This window comes from Mesorhizobium sp. M1252, assembly GCF_040318265.1.
Taxonomy (GTDB): Bacteria; Pseudomonadota; Alphaproteobacteria; order Rhizobiales; family Rhizobiaceae; genus Mesorhizobium.
The window spans coordinates 44412-60167 of record NZ_JAMYLX010000001.1 but is presented as its reverse complement, the minus strand read 5'-3'; the positions used below and the strand labels follow the sequence as shown (position 1 = coordinate 60167).

General features: G+C 62.1%; 18 protein-coding genes. 14 read left to right on the top strand and 4 right to left on the bottom strand.

Features of this window, described 5'->3' with window-relative positions:
- Positions 1 to 40: 40 nt before the first annotated feature.
- On the bottom strand, positions 41 to 1615 hold the full coding sequence (locus tag NKH22_RS00275; protein WP_023670403.1) for a trimethylamine methyltransferase family protein: 1575 nt from the start codon (positions 1613 to 1615) through the stop codon (positions 41 to 43).
- 262 nt (positions 1616 to 1877) lie between these two features.
- Here NKH22_RS00275 and NKH22_RS00270 point away from each other — a divergent pair, with 262 nt between their 5' ends.
- Positions 1878 to 2576: a cobalamin B12-binding domain-containing protein gene (locus NKH22_RS00270; protein WP_023670402.1), complete on the top strand. Its 699-nt coding sequence runs from the start codon at positions 1878 to 1880 to the stop codon at positions 2574 to 2576.
- A gap of 89 nt (positions 2577 to 2665) precedes the next feature.
- Here the strand turns inward: NKH22_RS00270 and NKH22_RS00265 are convergent, their stop codons facing one another.
- On the bottom strand, positions 2666 to 2806 hold the full coding sequence (locus NKH22_RS00265) for an entericidin A/B family lipoprotein (protein ID WP_023670401.1): 141 nt from the start codon (positions 2804 to 2806) through the stop codon (positions 2666 to 2668).
- Positions 2807 to 2871: 65 nt separating this feature from the next.
- Here NKH22_RS00265 and NKH22_RS00260 point away from each other — a divergent pair, with 65 nt between their 5' ends.
- Positions 2872 to 3513, top strand: coding sequence for a DUF1638 domain-containing protein (locus NKH22_RS00260; RefSeq protein ID WP_023822192.1), 642 nt, complete (start codon positions 2872 to 2874; stop codon positions 3511 to 3513).
- A gap of 15 nt (positions 3514 to 3528) precedes the next feature.
- Here NKH22_RS00260 and NKH22_RS00255 read toward each other — a convergent pair whose 3' ends face one another.
- Positions 3529 to 4167 (bottom strand): hypothetical protein, encoded by a 639-nt coding sequence (locus tag NKH22_RS00255; RefSeq protein WP_031198574.1) that lies wholly within the window; start codon positions 4165 to 4167, stop codon positions 3529 to 3531.
- Positions 4168 to 4178: 11 nt separating this feature from the next.
- Between NKH22_RS00255 and NKH22_RS00250 the strand changes: the two genes are divergently transcribed.
- From NKH22_RS00250 to NKH22_RS00210, 9 genes are all read left to right on the top strand, one after another.
- Entirely contained in the window at positions 4179 to 4754 is a 576-nt protein-coding gene (locus tag NKH22_RS00250) for a DUF4893 domain-containing protein (protein WP_023670399.1), read from the top strand.
- A gap of 110 nt (positions 4755 to 4864) precedes the next feature.
- Positions 4865 to 5647, top strand: a complete 783-nt coding sequence (locus NKH22_RS00245) for a formyl transferase (RefSeq protein WP_352763513.1) — start codon at positions 4865 to 4867, stop codon at positions 5645 to 5647.
- Positions 5648 to 5835: 188 nt separating this feature from the next.
- On the top strand, positions 5836 to 6138 hold the full coding sequence (locus NKH22_RS00240; RefSeq protein WP_023670397.1) for a virulence factor: 303 nt from the start codon (positions 5836 to 5838) through the stop codon (positions 6136 to 6138).
- Positions 6131 to 6754 (top strand): methylenetetrahydrofolate reductase C-terminal domain-containing protein, encoded by a 624-nt coding sequence (locus NKH22_RS00235; protein ID WP_023688112.1) that lies wholly within the window; start codon positions 6131 to 6133, stop codon positions 6752 to 6754. The genes NKH22_RS00240 and NKH22_RS00235 overlap by 8 nt, the downstream gene beginning before the upstream one ends.
- Positions 6751 to 7842 (top strand): methylenetetrahydrofolate reductase, encoded by a 1092-nt coding sequence (locus tag NKH22_RS00230; RefSeq protein ID WP_023744709.1) that lies wholly within the window; start codon positions 6751 to 6753, stop codon positions 7840 to 7842. The genes NKH22_RS00235 and NKH22_RS00230 overlap by 4 nt, the downstream gene beginning before the upstream one ends.
- Before the next feature lie 80 nt (positions 7843 to 7922).
- Entirely contained in the window at positions 7923 to 8897 is a 975-nt protein-coding gene (locus NKH22_RS00225) for a methyltetrahydrofolate cobalamin methyltransferase (protein WP_023670394.1), read from the top strand.
- On the top strand, positions 8848 to 10977 hold the full coding sequence (locus NKH22_RS00220) for an ASKHA domain-containing protein (protein WP_032902488.1): 2130 nt from the start codon (positions 8848 to 8850) through the stop codon (positions 10975 to 10977). Before NKH22_RS00225 ends, NKH22_RS00220 begins: the two co-directional genes overlap by 50 nt.
- Positions 10978 to 11163: 186 nt before the next feature.
- Positions 11164 to 11331, top strand: a complete 168-nt coding sequence (locus NKH22_RS00215) for a hypothetical protein (protein ID WP_196813564.1) — start codon at positions 11164 to 11166, stop codon at positions 11329 to 11331.
- 250 nt (positions 11332 to 11581) lie between these two features.
- Positions 11582 to 12547: an alpha/beta hydrolase gene (locus NKH22_RS00210; RefSeq protein ID WP_352908646.1), complete on the top strand. Its 966-nt coding sequence runs from the start codon at positions 11582 to 11584 to the stop codon at positions 12545 to 12547.
- A 124-nt stretch (positions 12548 to 12671) separates the two neighbouring features.
- On the opposite strand, the gene NKH22_RS00205 is transcribed toward NKH22_RS00210, so the two are convergent.
- Positions 12672 to 13571 carry a LysR substrate-binding domain-containing protein gene (locus NKH22_RS00205; RefSeq protein WP_023670389.1) on the bottom strand — a complete coding sequence of 300 codons (900 nt, stop codon included), beginning with the start codon at positions 13569 to 13571 and terminating at the stop codon, positions 12672 to 12674.
- A 202-nt stretch (positions 13572 to 13773) separates the two neighbouring features.
- Here NKH22_RS00205 and NKH22_RS00200 point away from each other — a divergent pair, with 202 nt between their 5' ends.
- From NKH22_RS00200 to NKH22_RS00190, 3 genes are all read left to right on the top strand, one after another.
- Positions 13774 to 13959 carry a hypothetical protein gene (locus tag NKH22_RS00200; RefSeq protein WP_023681786.1) on the top strand — a complete coding sequence of 62 codons (186 nt, stop codon included), beginning with the start codon at positions 13774 to 13776 and terminating at the stop codon, positions 13957 to 13959.
- 363 nt (positions 13960 to 14322) lie between these two features.
- The gene (locus NKH22_RS00195) at positions 14323 to 14457 is read left to right on the top strand and encodes a hypothetical protein (RefSeq protein WP_023681787.1); all 135 of its coding nucleotides are present in this window, start codon (positions 14323 to 14325) and stop codon (positions 14455 to 14457) included.
- 349 nt (positions 14458 to 14806) lie between these two features.
- Positions 14807 to 15745, top strand: coding sequence for a GlxA family transcriptional regulator (locus NKH22_RS00190; protein WP_348524244.1), 939 nt, complete (start codon positions 14807 to 14809; stop codon positions 15743 to 15745).
- The last annotated feature ends 11 nt before the right edge of the window (positions 15746 to 15756 follow it).

The following is a 15756-nucleotide window of genomic DNA, read 5'->3' as shown; positions in this document are numbered from 1 at the left end:
TGATGTTGGCGACTTTAGCCCCGCCTGACTCGGGCTCCTTTCAGGTGAAGGCGTCAGCCATCGACGCCTTCTTCGTCGCGATGTAGTCCTTCAGCCCGTCGTCGATGCCCGGATCGAGATACGGCGCCTCATAGGTCTCCAGCCAGCGGCGGGCGAGTTCGTTGGCGCGCTGCGGCGCTGTCTTCTCGCCCTCGGCCAGCCACTGCTCGTAGGAATTGTTGTCGGCGATGCTGGAGCGGTAGAAGGCGGTCTGGAAATTGGCCTGGGTGTGGTCGCAGCCGAGATAGTGGCTGCCCGGGCCAACCTGGCGGATGGCGTCCATCGCCTGGCCGTTTTCCGAGAGGTCGACGCCTTCGGAAAACTTTTGCGTCATGCCGAGCTGGTCGATGTCCATCATGAATTTTTCGTAGCAGGACGCCAGTCCGCCTTCGAGCCAGCCTGCCGAATGCAGGACGAAATTGGTGCCGGCAAGAATGGTCGAGTTCAGCGTGTTGGCGCTCTCATAGGCGGCCTGCGCGTCCGGAACCTTGGAGGCGCAGAGCGATCCGCCGGTGCGGAACGGCAGGCCGAGCCGGCGGGCAAGCTGTGCGGCGCCGTAGGAAACCAGCGACGGCTCCGGTGTGCCGAAGGTCGGCGCACCAGACTGCATGGAGATCGACGAGGCGAAGGTGCCGAACAGTACCGGCGCGCCGGGGCGGATCAACTGCGTGAAAGAGGCACCGGCCAGCACCTCGGCCAGAACCTGTGTCAGCGTGCCGGCCACCGTGACCGGGCTCATCGCGCCGGCAAGGATGAACGGCGTGACGATGCAAGCCTGGTTGTGACGCGAATAAACCTTCAGCGCGCCCAGCATGGTTTCGTCGAACACCATCGGCGAATTGGCGTTGATCAGGCTGGTCAGCACGGTGTTGTTTTCGACGAAATCGTCGCCGAACACGATCTTGGCCATGGCGACGGTGTCTTCGGCCCGCTCTGGCGCCGTCACCGAACCCATGAACGGTTTGTCCGAATATTTGATGTGGCTGTAGATCATGTCGAGATGGCGTTTGTTGACCGGCACATCGACCGGCTCGCACACCGTGCCGCCCGAATGGTGGATCGACGGCGCCATATAGGCGAGCTTCACGAAATTCCGGAAATCCTCGATCGTCGCGTAGCGCCTGACACCGTCGAGATCGCGCACGAAGGGCGGACCATAGACCGGCGCGAAGACCGTGGCGTTGCCGCCGATCTGCACCGAACGTTCGGCGTTGCGCGCATGCTGGGTGTAGATGGGCGGCGCGGTCTTCAGCAGCGAGCGGCAGAGGCCCTTGGGAAAATGCACGCGCTCGCCCTTGACGTCGGCGCCCGCCTCTTTCCAAAGCTGCAGCGCCTCGGCGTCGTCGCGAAAGATGATGCCGATCTCTTCCAGCACCGTATCGGTGTTGTTTTCGATAATCGCCAGGCCTTCCTCGTTGAGGACCTCATAGATGTTGATCTTGCGCTTGATATAGGTGAGCTGGGTGCCCGGTCCGCCGCCCGAGCGCGCCGCCCGCCTTGCAGCCGCGCCGCCGCTGGCAGCACGTCCACGTCGCGCATTGGACGCTTCCTGGTCGACTGACGCGTTTTCACTCATGATCGTTTTTTCCCTAAAAACCGTTTGCGGCCGCGTATGGCGGCTTCTCGCCCGGATCGTAGTCATGCACCCTATTCGAAACGGCCCGCCAGCGCCAACGCCTGTCGCAAAATCGACAAGAATTCCAATAGATTTGCGGTCGCTTTCCTTTTGCGGGAAGTCGCAAATCAGCTATGGATACCTGCCCCCGCCGGGTTAGGTATTGACGCGATTATTTTAAGCCGCCGTGATCGCATCCCGTGCGGCAAGGAGCCCGAGAAAAATGGCCGACGACGAGATCATCCTCTCCGAGCTTTCCGACGACGAGTTGGTGCAGCAGATGCACGACGATCTCTATGACGGACTGAAGGAAGAGATCGAGGAAGGCACCAACATCCTGCTCGAGCGCGGCTGGGTGCCCTACAAGGTGCTGACCGAAGCTCTGGTCGAAGGCATGCGCATCGTCGGCGAGGACTTTCGCGACGGCATCCTGTTCGTTCCCGAGGTGCTGCTGTCGGCCAACGCCATGAAGGCCGGCATGTTCATCCTGCGCCCGCTGCTGGCCGCCACCGGCGCGCCGAAGCAGGGCAAGATGGTGATCGGCACCGTCAAGGGCGACATCCACGACATCGGCAAGAACCTCGTCGGCATGATGATGGAAGGTGCCGGCTTCGACGTCATCGATCTCGGCATCAACAATGCGGTGGAAAAATACCTCGACGCCATCGAGCAGCACCAGCCCGACATTATCGGCATGTCGGCGCTTTTGACCACGACCATGCCCTACATGAAGGTCGTCATCGACACGATGAAGGAAAAGGGCATCCGCGACGACTATGTCGTCCTGGTCGGCGGCGCGCCGCTAAACGAGGAATTCGGCAAGGCCGTCGGCGCCGATGCCTATTGCCGCGACGCGGCTGTGGCGGTCGAGACCGCCAAGGACTTCATGAAGCGCAAGCATAATATGCGCGCTTCAGCCTGATCTCTTCCGCAAGGCGTCTGGCCCACAATCGAAAGCCGCGCCTTGCAGCGCGGCTTTTTTGTTCCCAGCTATTGGAACGGATGGCTGCGTCAGGGTTTGGTGACGGTGTCGTCGACGGCTTTCGCGGTCGATTTGATATCCCGGCCGACACCACGGACGGTGTTGGCACAGGCCGTAAGCGCCAGGACGCAGGCAAGGATTGCAATCGGCGCAACGCGTAACAGTTTCATGGACGGTTTATCCCTCTCTCGATAGATTCGCCCCACAGCAACGAAGGCCGCTTCGACCGGGTTCCATGGCCAGAATGCAAAAAACGAAACCGAATCAAGACGACAGGCTGCTGGTCATCGCCTGTGGAATGATTGCGCGCGAAGTTTTGGCCGTCAAGGAGCAGCTCAAGCTCGACCATCTCGACCTGACCTGCCTGCCGGCGGAGTTCCATTTCTACCCCGACCGCATCGCACCGGCGATGGACAAGGCGATCGAAGAGGCCAAGGCGGAAGGCTATAGCAACATCTTCGTTGGCTATGCCGATTGCGGTACCGGCGGCATGCTCGACCGGGTCCTGGAGAAGCACGGCGTCGAGCGCATGGCCGGGCCGCACTGCTTTGCCTTCTACCAAGGCATGGACGCCTATGCGAAGGTCGCCGACGACGACATGATGTCGTTCTACATGACCGATTTCCTGTGCCGCCAGTTCGACGCCTTCTTCATGAAGCCGCTCGGCCTCGACAAGCACCCGGAGCTGATCAAGGACTATTTCGGCAACTACCAGAAGCTGATCTACATCGCCCAGACCGACGATCCGGAACTCGACAAGGTCGCCGAGAAGGCCGCGAAGATGCTTGGCCTCGCCTATGAGCGCCGCTCGACCGGCTATGGCGACCTGACGGCTGAATTGGCGCGGGTGGCGGCACATCCAGAAGAATTGCGTTAGGCGCCCGACTTCGGATTATTTGCTCTCCGGTTGCGGATCCGACACGAAATTGACAACGCGGCCGTTGTCTAACCGGATCGGCCCTCTTGCAGTTGGATCCTTGCGCAAAGCCTCTGCAAGCAGAGCGTCGACTGTGTCGAGATTGACCTGCAGAATTGTGCGGTCGCCCAGTTCCCAGTACTCGCCTTCATCGAAGACGTCGAACTTGTCGAAAAAAGGAGCAACTTTGCGAAGCAACTCGATGATCTCGATATGCGCCTCCGACCCCGCAAACTGGGTCTTGCAATATTGCTGCATGAAGAGGTCCCTGTCGAACTCGAACCTTAGGCGATCCGACTTGGGATGCAGCAGGCATTCTATCCCCATGACCGGGCCGATATAGTCAACGCTGCGTTCGTCGATGACCCGGTTGAGAACCATTTCGGCCTCGTCTATCGGCCGAAATCGCCAGTCTCGAGCGATGGCAAGCGCTTCAACTTCCTGCAACAGCGCAAGATATTGTTCCTCTCCGCGCAGTTGTCCCTCAAAATGGATTGTAACCCCCACGCGCACCTCCCGCGGAACATACCGCTGTTTAAGCACGGATGACAGGCCGCCGCGAATGGGTAAGTGTGCACTGGAAGATAGAATCGGCTGCTCCAGCCGCGCCAACATGGATACCACCGATGACCCCTCGCGTCCTGCTCGCCGCCCTTGGCCTCCTCTGCCTCGTCTTGCCCGCTCGCGCCGACGGCGAGGTGCAGAAGATCATCACGCCTGCCGACAAGGTTCGCCTCGACAAATATGGCGAGACCCGCAAGGCGGCGCTGGCCGAGGCAAAAGCGGGAGACCCGGCTGAGGTCAGCCAACTCGACGCGCTGCTGGCAAAGCCGATAGTGGCCTTTTCCGACAAGGACCTGAGCGGCAACTGGCAATGCCGAACCATCAAGGTGGGCCTGACCGGCCCGCTGGTCATCTATGGCTGGTTCAAGTGCAAGGTCACGGACGATGGCTCCGGCTGGCAGCTGGAAAAGGTCAGCGGCTCGCAACGCACCAAGGGCCGTTTCTTCGACGATAGCGAAAAACGCGCGATCTATCTCGGCTCCGGCTATGTCAATGACAACAAGCCAAAACCCTATGGCAGCGGCCCGGAAAGCGACCAGGTCGGCTATGCCTTCCGCACCAGCGCCAATGAATGGCGCATCGAATTCCCGGCGCCCTACTACGAATCGAAACTTGACATCATCGAGTTCAAGCGCTGATCCGTTGGTCTCTCGCTGGCCGGGCGGTCATCAAGATTTAACCTCGCCCGGCACAGAATTGAGCCGGGCAGCGCACGGCAAATGGTTGCGCGCCGGCAAGAAAGCGCGCCATGGCATCAGCGGTTGAAAAAAGTGCTGCGATCGTCATCGTCACCGAAGGCGGGCCGCACATCTGGGCCATCGTCAACGCCATCGCCGACCAGTTCGGTCCTGTCAGCGTCATCCTCGAAAGCCCTGAATCCAAAAAACAATTGCTGCTCGGCCGGGCGCGCCGCCAAGGCTTGTTTTCGGCCATCGGCCAGCTTGGCACGATGGTGCTGACCAGGCTCGGCAAACGCTTCTTCGCCGGGCACGCGGAGCGGCTGATCGCAGCGCAAAAACTGCAGACAGAGCCGAGGCCGGGACAAAAGATCATCCACGTCTCCTCCGCCGACGGGCCCGATTGCCTGCAGGCGGTCGCCGACATCCGCCCGGGCGTGGTGCTGCTCGCCGGCTGCCGGATTTTGTCCCGGCAGACGCTGGCGCAAATGCCCTGCCCGGTGCTCAACTACCACGCCGGCATCGCGCCCAAATACCGCGGCATGAATGGCGGCTACTGGGCGCTGGCCTCCGGCGATCTCCAGAATTTCGGCACCACCGTGCATCTGGTCGACGCCGGCGGCGACACCGGCGGCGTGTTGAAACAGGCGCGCGGCAAGCCGGAGCCCGGCGACACGATTTCGAGCTATGCGTTGCGCCAGGCGGCGTTCTCGCGCGACATCTGCGTCGAGGCGGTCCGCGACGCCTTGGACGGAAAGTTGGCCACGATCAAGCCGGACCTGCCCTCGAAACAATGGTACCACCCGACGATCTGGTTCTATCTCTGGACCGGCCTGACCAAGCGGGTTTGGTAGCCAGCCTTCCCTCGGAATCTCGCCTTTCTTTTTGCGACTCTCAATAGCGTCGCTTTTGAATGCGCGCGCGTCGTCCCATAACAAGCAGCCCCACTGCGCATCCGGCAATGCTCGCACCTGCTGGACAAAGTGGTGGAGCGTCGTTTCCCTCATGGACGCACGGCGCTCTACAGGGAGTGAGAGAATTCATGGCCGATCTGATCGTCGTCTATTGGCGCGACATCCCCGCCCAGGTCATCGTCAAGAAGGGCCGGCAGAACGCCAAGCGCGAACTGCCGCTGCGCTTCACCGAGGCGATCGATATGTGCGCCATGCGCACCGGCGCCGGCGGCACCGACGATTACCTCGCCGAATGGCGCAAGGCCGATCCGATCCCGGTCGGCGACGACCTCGAAGCCGAGGTCGAGAAGGCATTCAGCGACATCGACGCGAAATACGACCGCGAGCGGCTGGTCGCTCTGGTCAAGGCGGGCGGGAAAGAAAATGTCTGAAACCACTCCTGCCAAAGAGGGGCCAAGGGTTACCCAGCCGGTTACCCAGGCCACTCAGGTCAAGAAAGCAGCGCCGAAATCCGACTACAAGCCGGCCGACGTGTCGCCGCAGCGGCGCGTGCAGCGGTCGTTTGCCATCAGGCTGTGGTCCATTCGGCACTCGCGATTGCTCGAATGGTTCTACTCCAGGTTCGCCGACATGTTCCTGCTTCTTCATCCGCTTTGGAAAGGCCTCGGCTATGGGCGCGTCGAGGCGCCGATCAAGTTTGTCGAAAGGCGCGTCAAGGGCTTCATGTTCGACTGCCGCATGTGCGGCCAGTGCATCCTGTCCTCGACCGGCATGTCGTGCCCGATGAACTGCCCCAAGCAGCTGCGCAACGGCCCTTGCGGCGGTGTGCGCGCCAACGGCAATTGCGAGGTCGAGCCCGATATGCCTTGCGTCTGGGTTAAGGCCTGGGAAGGCTCGCGGAACATGGAGCATGGCGACAGGATCCTGACCGTGCAGAAGCCGGTCGACCAGTCGCTGCGCGAAACCTCGGCCTGGCTGCGGGTGACGGCGCAGTCGGCAGCGGCCCGTGAAGCAGCGGCCAAAGCCAACACTGGAGCGGCCGCGTGATCGGCCGCCAGCGCGATGAAAACCCGGCCGGCATCCATCTGCCGCTCGATCCCCTGCCCGGCCACTCCTCACGTGGCCGACTGGAGCGTGTGCTGCGGCGCGGCGAATTCGCGGTTACCACCGAGCTCAACCCGCCCGACAGCGCCGATCCCGAAGACGTCTATAACCGCGCGAAAATCTTCGACGGCTGGGTCGACGCCATCAATGCCGTCGATGCCTCCGGCGCCAACTGCCACATGTCCTCGGTCGGCATCTGCGCGCTTTTGACCCGCATGGGCTATGCCCCGATCATGCAGATTGCCTGCCGTGACAGGAACCGGATCGCCATCCAGGGCGACGTGCTGGGCGGTGCGGCGATGGGCGTCGCCAACATGCTGTGCCTCACCGGCGACGGCGTCCAGGCCGGCGACCAGCCCGGCGCCAAGCCTGTCTTCGACCTCGATTCCATGTCGTTGCTGGAAACCTGCCGCATCATGCGCGACAACGGCAAGTTCCTGTCCGGCCGCAAGTTGACGACGCCGCCGCAAATTTTCCTCGGCGCCGCCGTCAACCCCTTCGCGCCACCCTTCGATTTCCGCCCGATCCATCTCGGCAAGAAGATCGCCGCCGGCGCGCAGTTCGTGCAGACGCAGTATTGCTTCGACGTGCCGATGTTCAGAACCTTCATGCAGAGGGCGCGGGACTTGGGGCATACGGAAAAAGTTTTCATCCTGTGCGGCGTCGGCCCGCTGGCTTCGGCCAAGACGGCCAAATGGATCCGCTCCAACGTGCCGGGCATTCATATTCCCGATACCATCATCAAGCGGCTGGAAGGCGCGCAGGACCAGAAGAAGGAAGGCAAGCAGCTCTGCACCGACATCATCAACGAGGTGAAGGAAATTCCTGGTGTCTCCGGCATCCATGTGATGGCCTACCGCCAGGAGGAATATGTCGCCGAGATCGTCGATGAATCGGGTGTGCTGAAAGGCCGCCAGCCATGGAAACGTGAGATCCGCCACGACGATCAGATGGTCGCCGACCGGCTCGAGAGCATACTGCACGACGACATTACCGAAACGCAGGTGGATATGGTGAAGACCGCGCACTGACAGCGCGGACGGCCAGCCATTTGCTTGAATGAAACCAGACAACGATATAAAGAAATCTTTATATCAGGCGGAGAGACTTCATGACCCGGACCATCGTCGCCTCGGCGACACGAGAGATCATCATCGGCTTCGACCAGCCTTTCTGCGTCATCGGCGAGCGCATCAACCCGACCGGCCGCAAGAAGCTGGCCGCCGAGATGATCGCCGGCAATTTCGAGACCGTCATCAAGGATGCGCTGGAACAGGCCGCCTGCGGCGCCACCATGCTCGACGTCAATGCCGGCGTCACCTCCGTTAATCCGAACGAAACCGAACCCGGCCTGCTGGTGCAGACGCTGGAGATCGTCCAGGGCCTGGTCGACCTGCCGCTGTCGATCGACTCGTCGGTCACCGCCGCCATCGAGGCAGCGCTCAAGGTCGCCAAGGGCCGCCCGCTGGTCAACTCCGTGACCGGCGAAGAGGAAAAGCTCGAAGCCATCCTGCCGCTGGTCAAGAAGTACAATGTTCCGGTCGTCGCGATCTCCAACGACGAGACCGGCATTTCGATGGATCCGGATGTGCGCTTCGCCGTCGCCAAGAAGATCGTGCAGCGCTGCGCCGATTTCGGCATTCCGGCGCATGACGTCGTCGTTGACCCGCTGGTGATGCCGATCGGCGCGCTCGGCGATGCCGGCCGCCAGGTCTTCGCGTTGCTGCGCCGTCTGCGCGAAGAGCTCAAGGTCAACACCACTTGCGGCCTGTCCAACATTTCGTTCGGCCTGCCGCACCGCCACGGCATCAACGCCGCCTTCATCCCGATGGTGATCGGCGCCGGTATGACGAGCGCTATCATGAACCCGGTGCGCCCGCAGGAAATGGAAGCCGTGCGCGGCGCCAACGTGCTCAACGGCACCGACGAGAACTGCACCAACTGGATCCGCACCTACAAGGATTACAAACCGGCCGAAGGCGGCCAGGCGGTCGCAGCGCCCACCGCCGTTAACGCTCCGGGCGAAGGCGGCGGCAATGGCGGGCGCCGTCGCGGCGGCCGTGAAGCCCGCATGGCCAGGGGATAAGCGCGCAATCGTGAACTCGCCTGCAAACATTACTGATCCGCTCGTGCTGTTCATGCCGTCAGGCAAGCGCGGGCGGTTTCCCGTCGGCACACCGGTGCTCGATGCCGCACGTCAGCTCGGCGTCTATGTCGAGAGCGTCTGCGGTGGCCGCGCCACCTGCGGTCGCTGCCAGATCGAAGTGCAGGAAGGCAATTTCGCCAAGCACAAGATCGTCTCGTCCAACGACCACATCTCGCCCAAGGGCGCCAAGGAAGAGCGCTATGAGCGCGTCCGCGGCCTGCCCGAGCGGCGCCGCCTGTCCTGCTCGGCGCAGATTCTCGGCGACCTCGTCATCGACGTGCCGCAGGACACGGTCATCAACGCCCAGACCATCCGCAAGGATGCCGACACGCGCGTCATCGCCCGCGATGCGGCGATCCGCATGTGCTATGTCGAGATCGAAGAGCCCGACATGCACAAGCCGCTGGGCGATCTCGACCGCCTCAAGATCGCCTTGATGAAGGATTGGGGCTTTAAAAACCTCGAATTCGACTTCTACCTGATGCCGCAGGTGCAAGGCATACTGCGCAAGGGTAACTGGACCGCGACCGCGGCCATCCACAAGGATGCCGAAAGCGACATCGCCCGCGTCATAGCACTCTGGCCCGGCCTCAAGAACGAGGCCTATGGACTGGCCTGCGACATCGGCTCGACCACCATCGCCATGCATCTGGTATCGTTGCTGTCGGGCCGCGTCGCCGCTTCGTCGGGCACCTCCAACCCGCAGATCCGCTTCGGCGAGGATCTGATGAGCCGTGTCTCCTATGTGATGATGAACCCGGACGGCCGCGAAGGCATGACGGTCGCCGTGCGCGAGGCGATCTCGGGCCTGGTCGACAAGGTCTGCGCGGAAGGTAATGTCCAGCGCAACGACATCCTGGATTCCGTCTTTGTCGGCAATCCGATCATGCACCATCTGTTCCTCGGCATCGATCCGACCGAACTCGGCGGCGCGCCCTTCGCGCTCGCCGTCTCGGGCGCGGTGCGCATCAAGGCCTCCGATATCGGCCTGAAACTCAACCAGGGCGCCCGCCTCTATATGCTGCCTTGCATTGCCGGCCATGTCGGCGCCGATGCGGCGGCCGTGACGCTGTCGGAAGGCCCGCATCGCCAGGACGAGATGATGCTGATCGTCGACGTCGGCACCAATGCCGAGATCGTGCTTGGCAACCGCAAGCGGGTTGTCGCAGCCTCCTCGCCCACCGGTCCCGCCTTCGAGGGCGCGGAAATCTCCGGCGGCCAGCGCGCTGCCCCCGGCGCCATCGAACGCGTGCGCATCGACCCCGATACGCTGGAGCCGAAATACCGCGTCATCGGCTCTGAACTCTGGTCCGACGATCCCGGCTTCCTCGACAGCGTGCAGGCGACCGGCGTCACCGGCATTTGCGGCTCCGGCATCATCGAGATCGTGGCCGAAATGTACCTCGCCGGCATCATCTCCGAGGATGGAGTGATCGACGGGTCGCTGGCCGAGCGGTCGCCGCGCGTCACGGTCAACGGCCGCACCTTCTCTTATGTCTTGAAGGAAGGCGAACCCAAGATCACCATCACCCAGACCGACGTGCGCGCCATCCAGCTTGCCAAGGCGGCGCTCTATGCCGGCACCAAGCTTCTGATGGAAAAGCAGAACACCGAACACGTCGACCGCATCCATTTCGCCGGCGCCTTCGGCTCGTTCATCGATCCGAAATACGCCATGGTGCTTGGGCTGATCCCGGACTGCGACCTCGACAAGGTCTCGGCCGTCGGCAACGCCGCCGGTGCCGGCGCGCGGATGGCGCTGCTCAACCGCGGCTATCGCCGCGAGATCGAGGACACGGTCAGCCACATCGAGAAGATCGAGACCGCACTGGAGCCGAAATTCCAGGAGCATTTCGTCTACGCCATGGCGCTTCCCAACAAGGTCGATCCGTTCCCGAAACTGTCGGCGGCGGTGAAATTGCCGCCACGCAAGACCGTCAGCGAGGATGGCGTCGCCGGCGACGCCGCCCCGCGACGGCGTTCGCGCGAAGGCCATGCCGCCAGGCGCAGCCGGGAATAAGCCGCCTTACGAAGGCCGCCAATTCGCCCAATTTCATTTGTATGCAAATGTTTCCAGATCGCACCGATCTGGAAACCGAAACGCTGTTTTGGCGCAATACGTCCGATACAGACGTGAAGCATTTAACGGACATCGAATGGCGGACCGGGCTATTCCGCCGCCACAACGCTCCAAAGGAGAATAGAGATGTTCGAGACCCTCGGCCGTTTTCGTGCGGCCATGAAGAATGCACAGGCCGTGCGCGCCATGAACAACCTGCCACCCGAAATCCAGAAGGACATCGGCTGGCCCGTGTCGCCGCGCATCGACGCCCAGACCAACCTGTCGCGTCTGATCCTGGGCTCGGGCCGCTGATGACCTTCGCCGACAAGTGCAAATTGCTGACCAAGCGCCGGGGCCGCCGCATGGCCCCGGCTGCGACCGACATCAAGCTGCGCGCCGCGCTGCTGCCCCGGCGCTGAGCCGCGCTGCGCAGAGCCGCGGACGTGGCTGATCAAACAACCGTGTTGGCTTGGGCCAGAATCTTGACATTTCGGCTGGAGGTACGATCTTCGGGATAGTGGGGAATTCTCTTAGTCGGCTGCTGCCGAGCTTGTGTACGCGAATGCCCAGTTTCAAAAGCCACCTCGTTTCCTTCATCCTCCGGCACAGCCGCAAGAAGGCATTTGCCAGCCCGGAAAACCTGCAGCGCTGGATCGGCTATGCCCGCAAGACCGAGGATCATCATCCCCCGGCATTGCTGCGGGAGCAGCTCGATATCACCGAGCGCAGCGTCGATGGCTTCCCTGTCTATGAAATCGCGCCGAAGGCCGGCGAACGCAGGCGCATCCTCTACATGCATGGCGGCGCCTATGTCTTCCAGATCACATCCTATCATTGGGGGTTGATCGCCGAGGTGGCCGAGCGCTTGGGTTTCGGCATCACCGTGCCGATCTATCCCATCGCGCCGGAGCATGATTTCCACGCCATGTTCGGCATGGTCGGCGACGTCTACCGGCAGATGCTGGATGAGACCGACGCTGAAGACATCGTCTTCATGGGCGATTCCGCGGGCGGCAACATGGCCGTCGTGCTGACCATGATGGCGGCTGAGGAAGGCCTGCCCTTGCCGTCGCGCCACGTGCTGATTTCACCCGGCCTCGACATGTCGCTGTCCAACCCCGAAGTGTTCGAGGCGGAACGCAACGATCCGTGGCTCGGCATTTCCGGCGGGCTGGAAGCGATCCGCATGTACAGTGCCGGCATCGATCGCAGGGACTGGCATATCAGTCCGCTCTATGGCGACCTCTCGGTGCTGCCGCAGACCCTGCTTCTGACCGGCTCGCACGACCTGCTCAGCCCCGACAATCTGATCTTCGCCAAAAAGGCACGCGCTGCCGGCGTCGATATCGACGTCGTCTATGAGGAAGGCATGTTCCACGTCTGGCCGCTGATCGAGATGCCGGAGGCGCGTCGCGCCAGGGACAGCATCGTCGCCTTCCTTGAAGGTGAGCCCACCAAGCGGCGCGCAACTGCGCGGCGCACGGCGCGACCCGCTCTCGCGGCGCGCCCCGCCCAAGCAGCGGAATAGCAGAGCAATTCCAGGAAAAGTGTAAAACGGTTTTCCCGGGAAAGCGTGTAGCGCTTTCCCTTGGGAATTGAGTCAAAACAAGGAGTTAGAGCGGCTCGCCGTTTCCGTGAAACGGTGAACCGCTCTAGAACTTGCCGGTTTCGCGGAAAAGCTCGAACGTCGCACGGATATGGTCGGCGACGGCCTTGACCGGCGCGCTGGCATCCGGCGACACCACCATCGCCAGATTGTAGGTGCCGATATCGGGCATGCCGTCCTTCGGGCAAAGCTCGACCATGTCGTTGCCCAGGAACGACTTCGGCAACGGTGCAACCGCGAGATCCGACATGATGGCGGCGCGCTGGCCTGCCGTGTGGGCGCTCATATAGGCGATGCGGTAATTGCGGCCTTCACGGCTCAGCGCATCGAGCGCGCCGGCCCGCCAGGCGCAGCCCTCTTCCCACAGCGACACCGGCAAAGGCTCGCGCAGATGCGCGCTGCCGCCCTTGGCGCCGGCCCAGACGATCGGCTCGGTGAGCAGCACCTCGGCGCCGAGTGCGCTGGTCTTGTAGGAATTGGTCAGCAGCGTGATGTCGAGCGCCCGGTCGTCCATGCGGCGGCGCAGATTGCTGCTCTGGTCGATGGTGACGTCGACGGCAATCGACGGATGCGACTGCGCGAAACGCTTCAGCACATGCGGCAACACGCGCTCGCCATAGTCGTCCGGCGAGCCGAGCCGCACCACGCCGACGATCTCGGGGATGATGAACTTCGACACCACCTCGCGGTTGATCGACAACAGCCGGCGGGCATAACCGAGCAGCATCTCGCCATCCGTGGTCAGCGTCACCGAGCGCGCATCCCGCGCGAAAACAGAGCGCCCGAGAATGTCCTCGAGCTTCTTGATCTGCATGGAGACCGCCGACGGCGTGCGGAACACCGCATTGGCCGCCGTGGTGAAACTGCCGGTCTCTGCAATGGCCACGAAGGTGCGCAAAACGTCGAGATCGAGCAGCGGCAGCGGATGATTGAGTGGGGCGTTCATCGGGATCGACCTTCAATTTTTCTGATGTGAAGCATCATTCCATTTCGTTTGATTGAACATCAGATTGGGAGGATAGTCAACTCCATCGAAGGCAGGACGTGCCATGGCTCCAACGCTCCTGACACGGAATTGCACTCGATGCGGAATATCCAGGCGACGGAACGCGTTCATGCGGGACGTGCCACAACCAAAGGAGAATGAAATGTCTATCCTGTCATCCATCGGTCGGCTTGCGACCGAATTGAGCGCGGCCCGCGCCCGCTTCCAGACCGAACGTGCGATCCGCTCGCTGCCGATCGAACTGCAGAAGGATATCGGCTGGCCTGAAGCTGCCGACACCAAGACCGGTGCACGCCACGGCGTCGGATCCTGGGCTGGAGCAAAGTAAACCATTGTGTACCTTGTGCTGAAGGCCTGCCGCGCAGACCAGCCCGGCAGGCCTTCTCTATTGGCCCTGCAGGCTTTCTCCAACTTATTTGCACTCAAATGATTTTCAGAGCCGTGTCGCCGCTGCATGGCGCATATGCGTCACTTGCATGGCGCCTCAATGTCGCCGGTAACACACTGTAAGTAATCGTAAATTTTGGGCAGCATGCCCAATAATGTCGCAAACGATGTCGCATTTCCATTCAAGCGCTTCGCATTTGCGATTTAGTTTCTGCTCACGCAGGCCTATATCACCGTCAGCAAACGAGCTGCCCCACTCCATCAAGCGAAGGCGACCCGTCTGAGCAACCGATAGGAGATGATGATGAAGCTTTTTGCCCGCCTCTTTGCCCGCCGCGAAATGAACCTGACGACCGCTCTCGAGCGCCAGCGCCTTGCCAATACCATGCCCGGCCAGACCGGTGCCATGAATGCGGTGCGCCTCGGTTTCGTTGCCTGAGATAACGGCTAGCGCTCAGCGCTTCCCTGCCGCTGCCGATAGTCGATAACAGCGCCGCTTCGGCTTGACCGAAGCGGCGTTTCTCATTTTTGGCACCTATGCCGCCGCCACCATGCCCAATCCGTCGGCAGCCCGTGCCTGTCATCCCGGACGATTGCTCATTTGCGACCCATGTCGCAAATATAGTTTCCGCTTAGCCCCCTAGCCGATTGACAGGAATGGTTTTTCCTGATGTCGCTGTGCTGTTCGCGACATCCTGTTCGCGCCATGGCCGCGTGAGGTTCCCTTGAACGCCGTAAAGCATCCGATCAAGCGATCGTTTGTATTCTTCCTTGTCCCGGACTTCACCATGATCGCCTTTGCGACGGCGCTCGACCCGCTGCGCTCGGCCAACCGCATGCTCGGCTATGAGGCCTATCGCTGGCGCCTCGCCAGCATCGACGGCAAGCCGGTGCGCGCCTCCAACGGCGTCGAATGCGCCGTCAACACCTCGCTCGAGGAAGAGCGCAAGAAAATGGCCGGGCCGGATCGGCCGAACATGGCCATCGTCTGCAGCGGCATGAATGTCGAGCGCTACCAGAACAGGTCGGCCTTCGCCTGGCTGCGCGAGGAATACAACAGAGGCGTCGCCGTCGGCGGCCTGTGCACCGGCGCGCATATCCTTGCCGCCGCCGGCCTGCTCTCCAACAAGCGCTGCGCCATCCATTGGGAAAACCTGCCGGGCTTTTCCGAGGCCTTTCCCAAGGCCAACGTCTTTGCCGACCTCTTCGAGATCGACCAGAACATCTACACCTGCGCCGGCGGCACCGCCGCCCTCGACATGATGCTCAAGCTGATCGGCGACGATTTCGACGACAATCTGGTCAACCGCGTGTGCGAGCAGGTGCTGACCGACCGCGTGCGCAGCCCCACCGACCGCCAGCGCCTGCCGCTGCGCGCCCGCCTCGGCGTGCAGAATTCCAAGGTGCTGACCATCATCGAACTGATGGAAGGCAACCTCTCCGAGCCGCTGTCGCTGATCGAAATCGCCGACCACGTCGACCTGTCGCGCCGCCAGATCGAGCGGCTGTTCCGCACCGAGATGGGCAGGTCCCCTGCCCGCTACTACCTGGAAATCCGCCTCGACCGCGCGCGACACCTTTTGATCCAGTCGTCGATGCCGGTGGTCGAAGTGGCGGTCGCCTGCGGCTTCGTCTCGGCGTCGCATTTCTCCAAATGCTACCGCGAGCTCTATGCCCGCTCGCCGCAGCAGGAGCGCGTCGACCGCAAGCAATTGCTGGCGGCCTGATCCGAAAACGC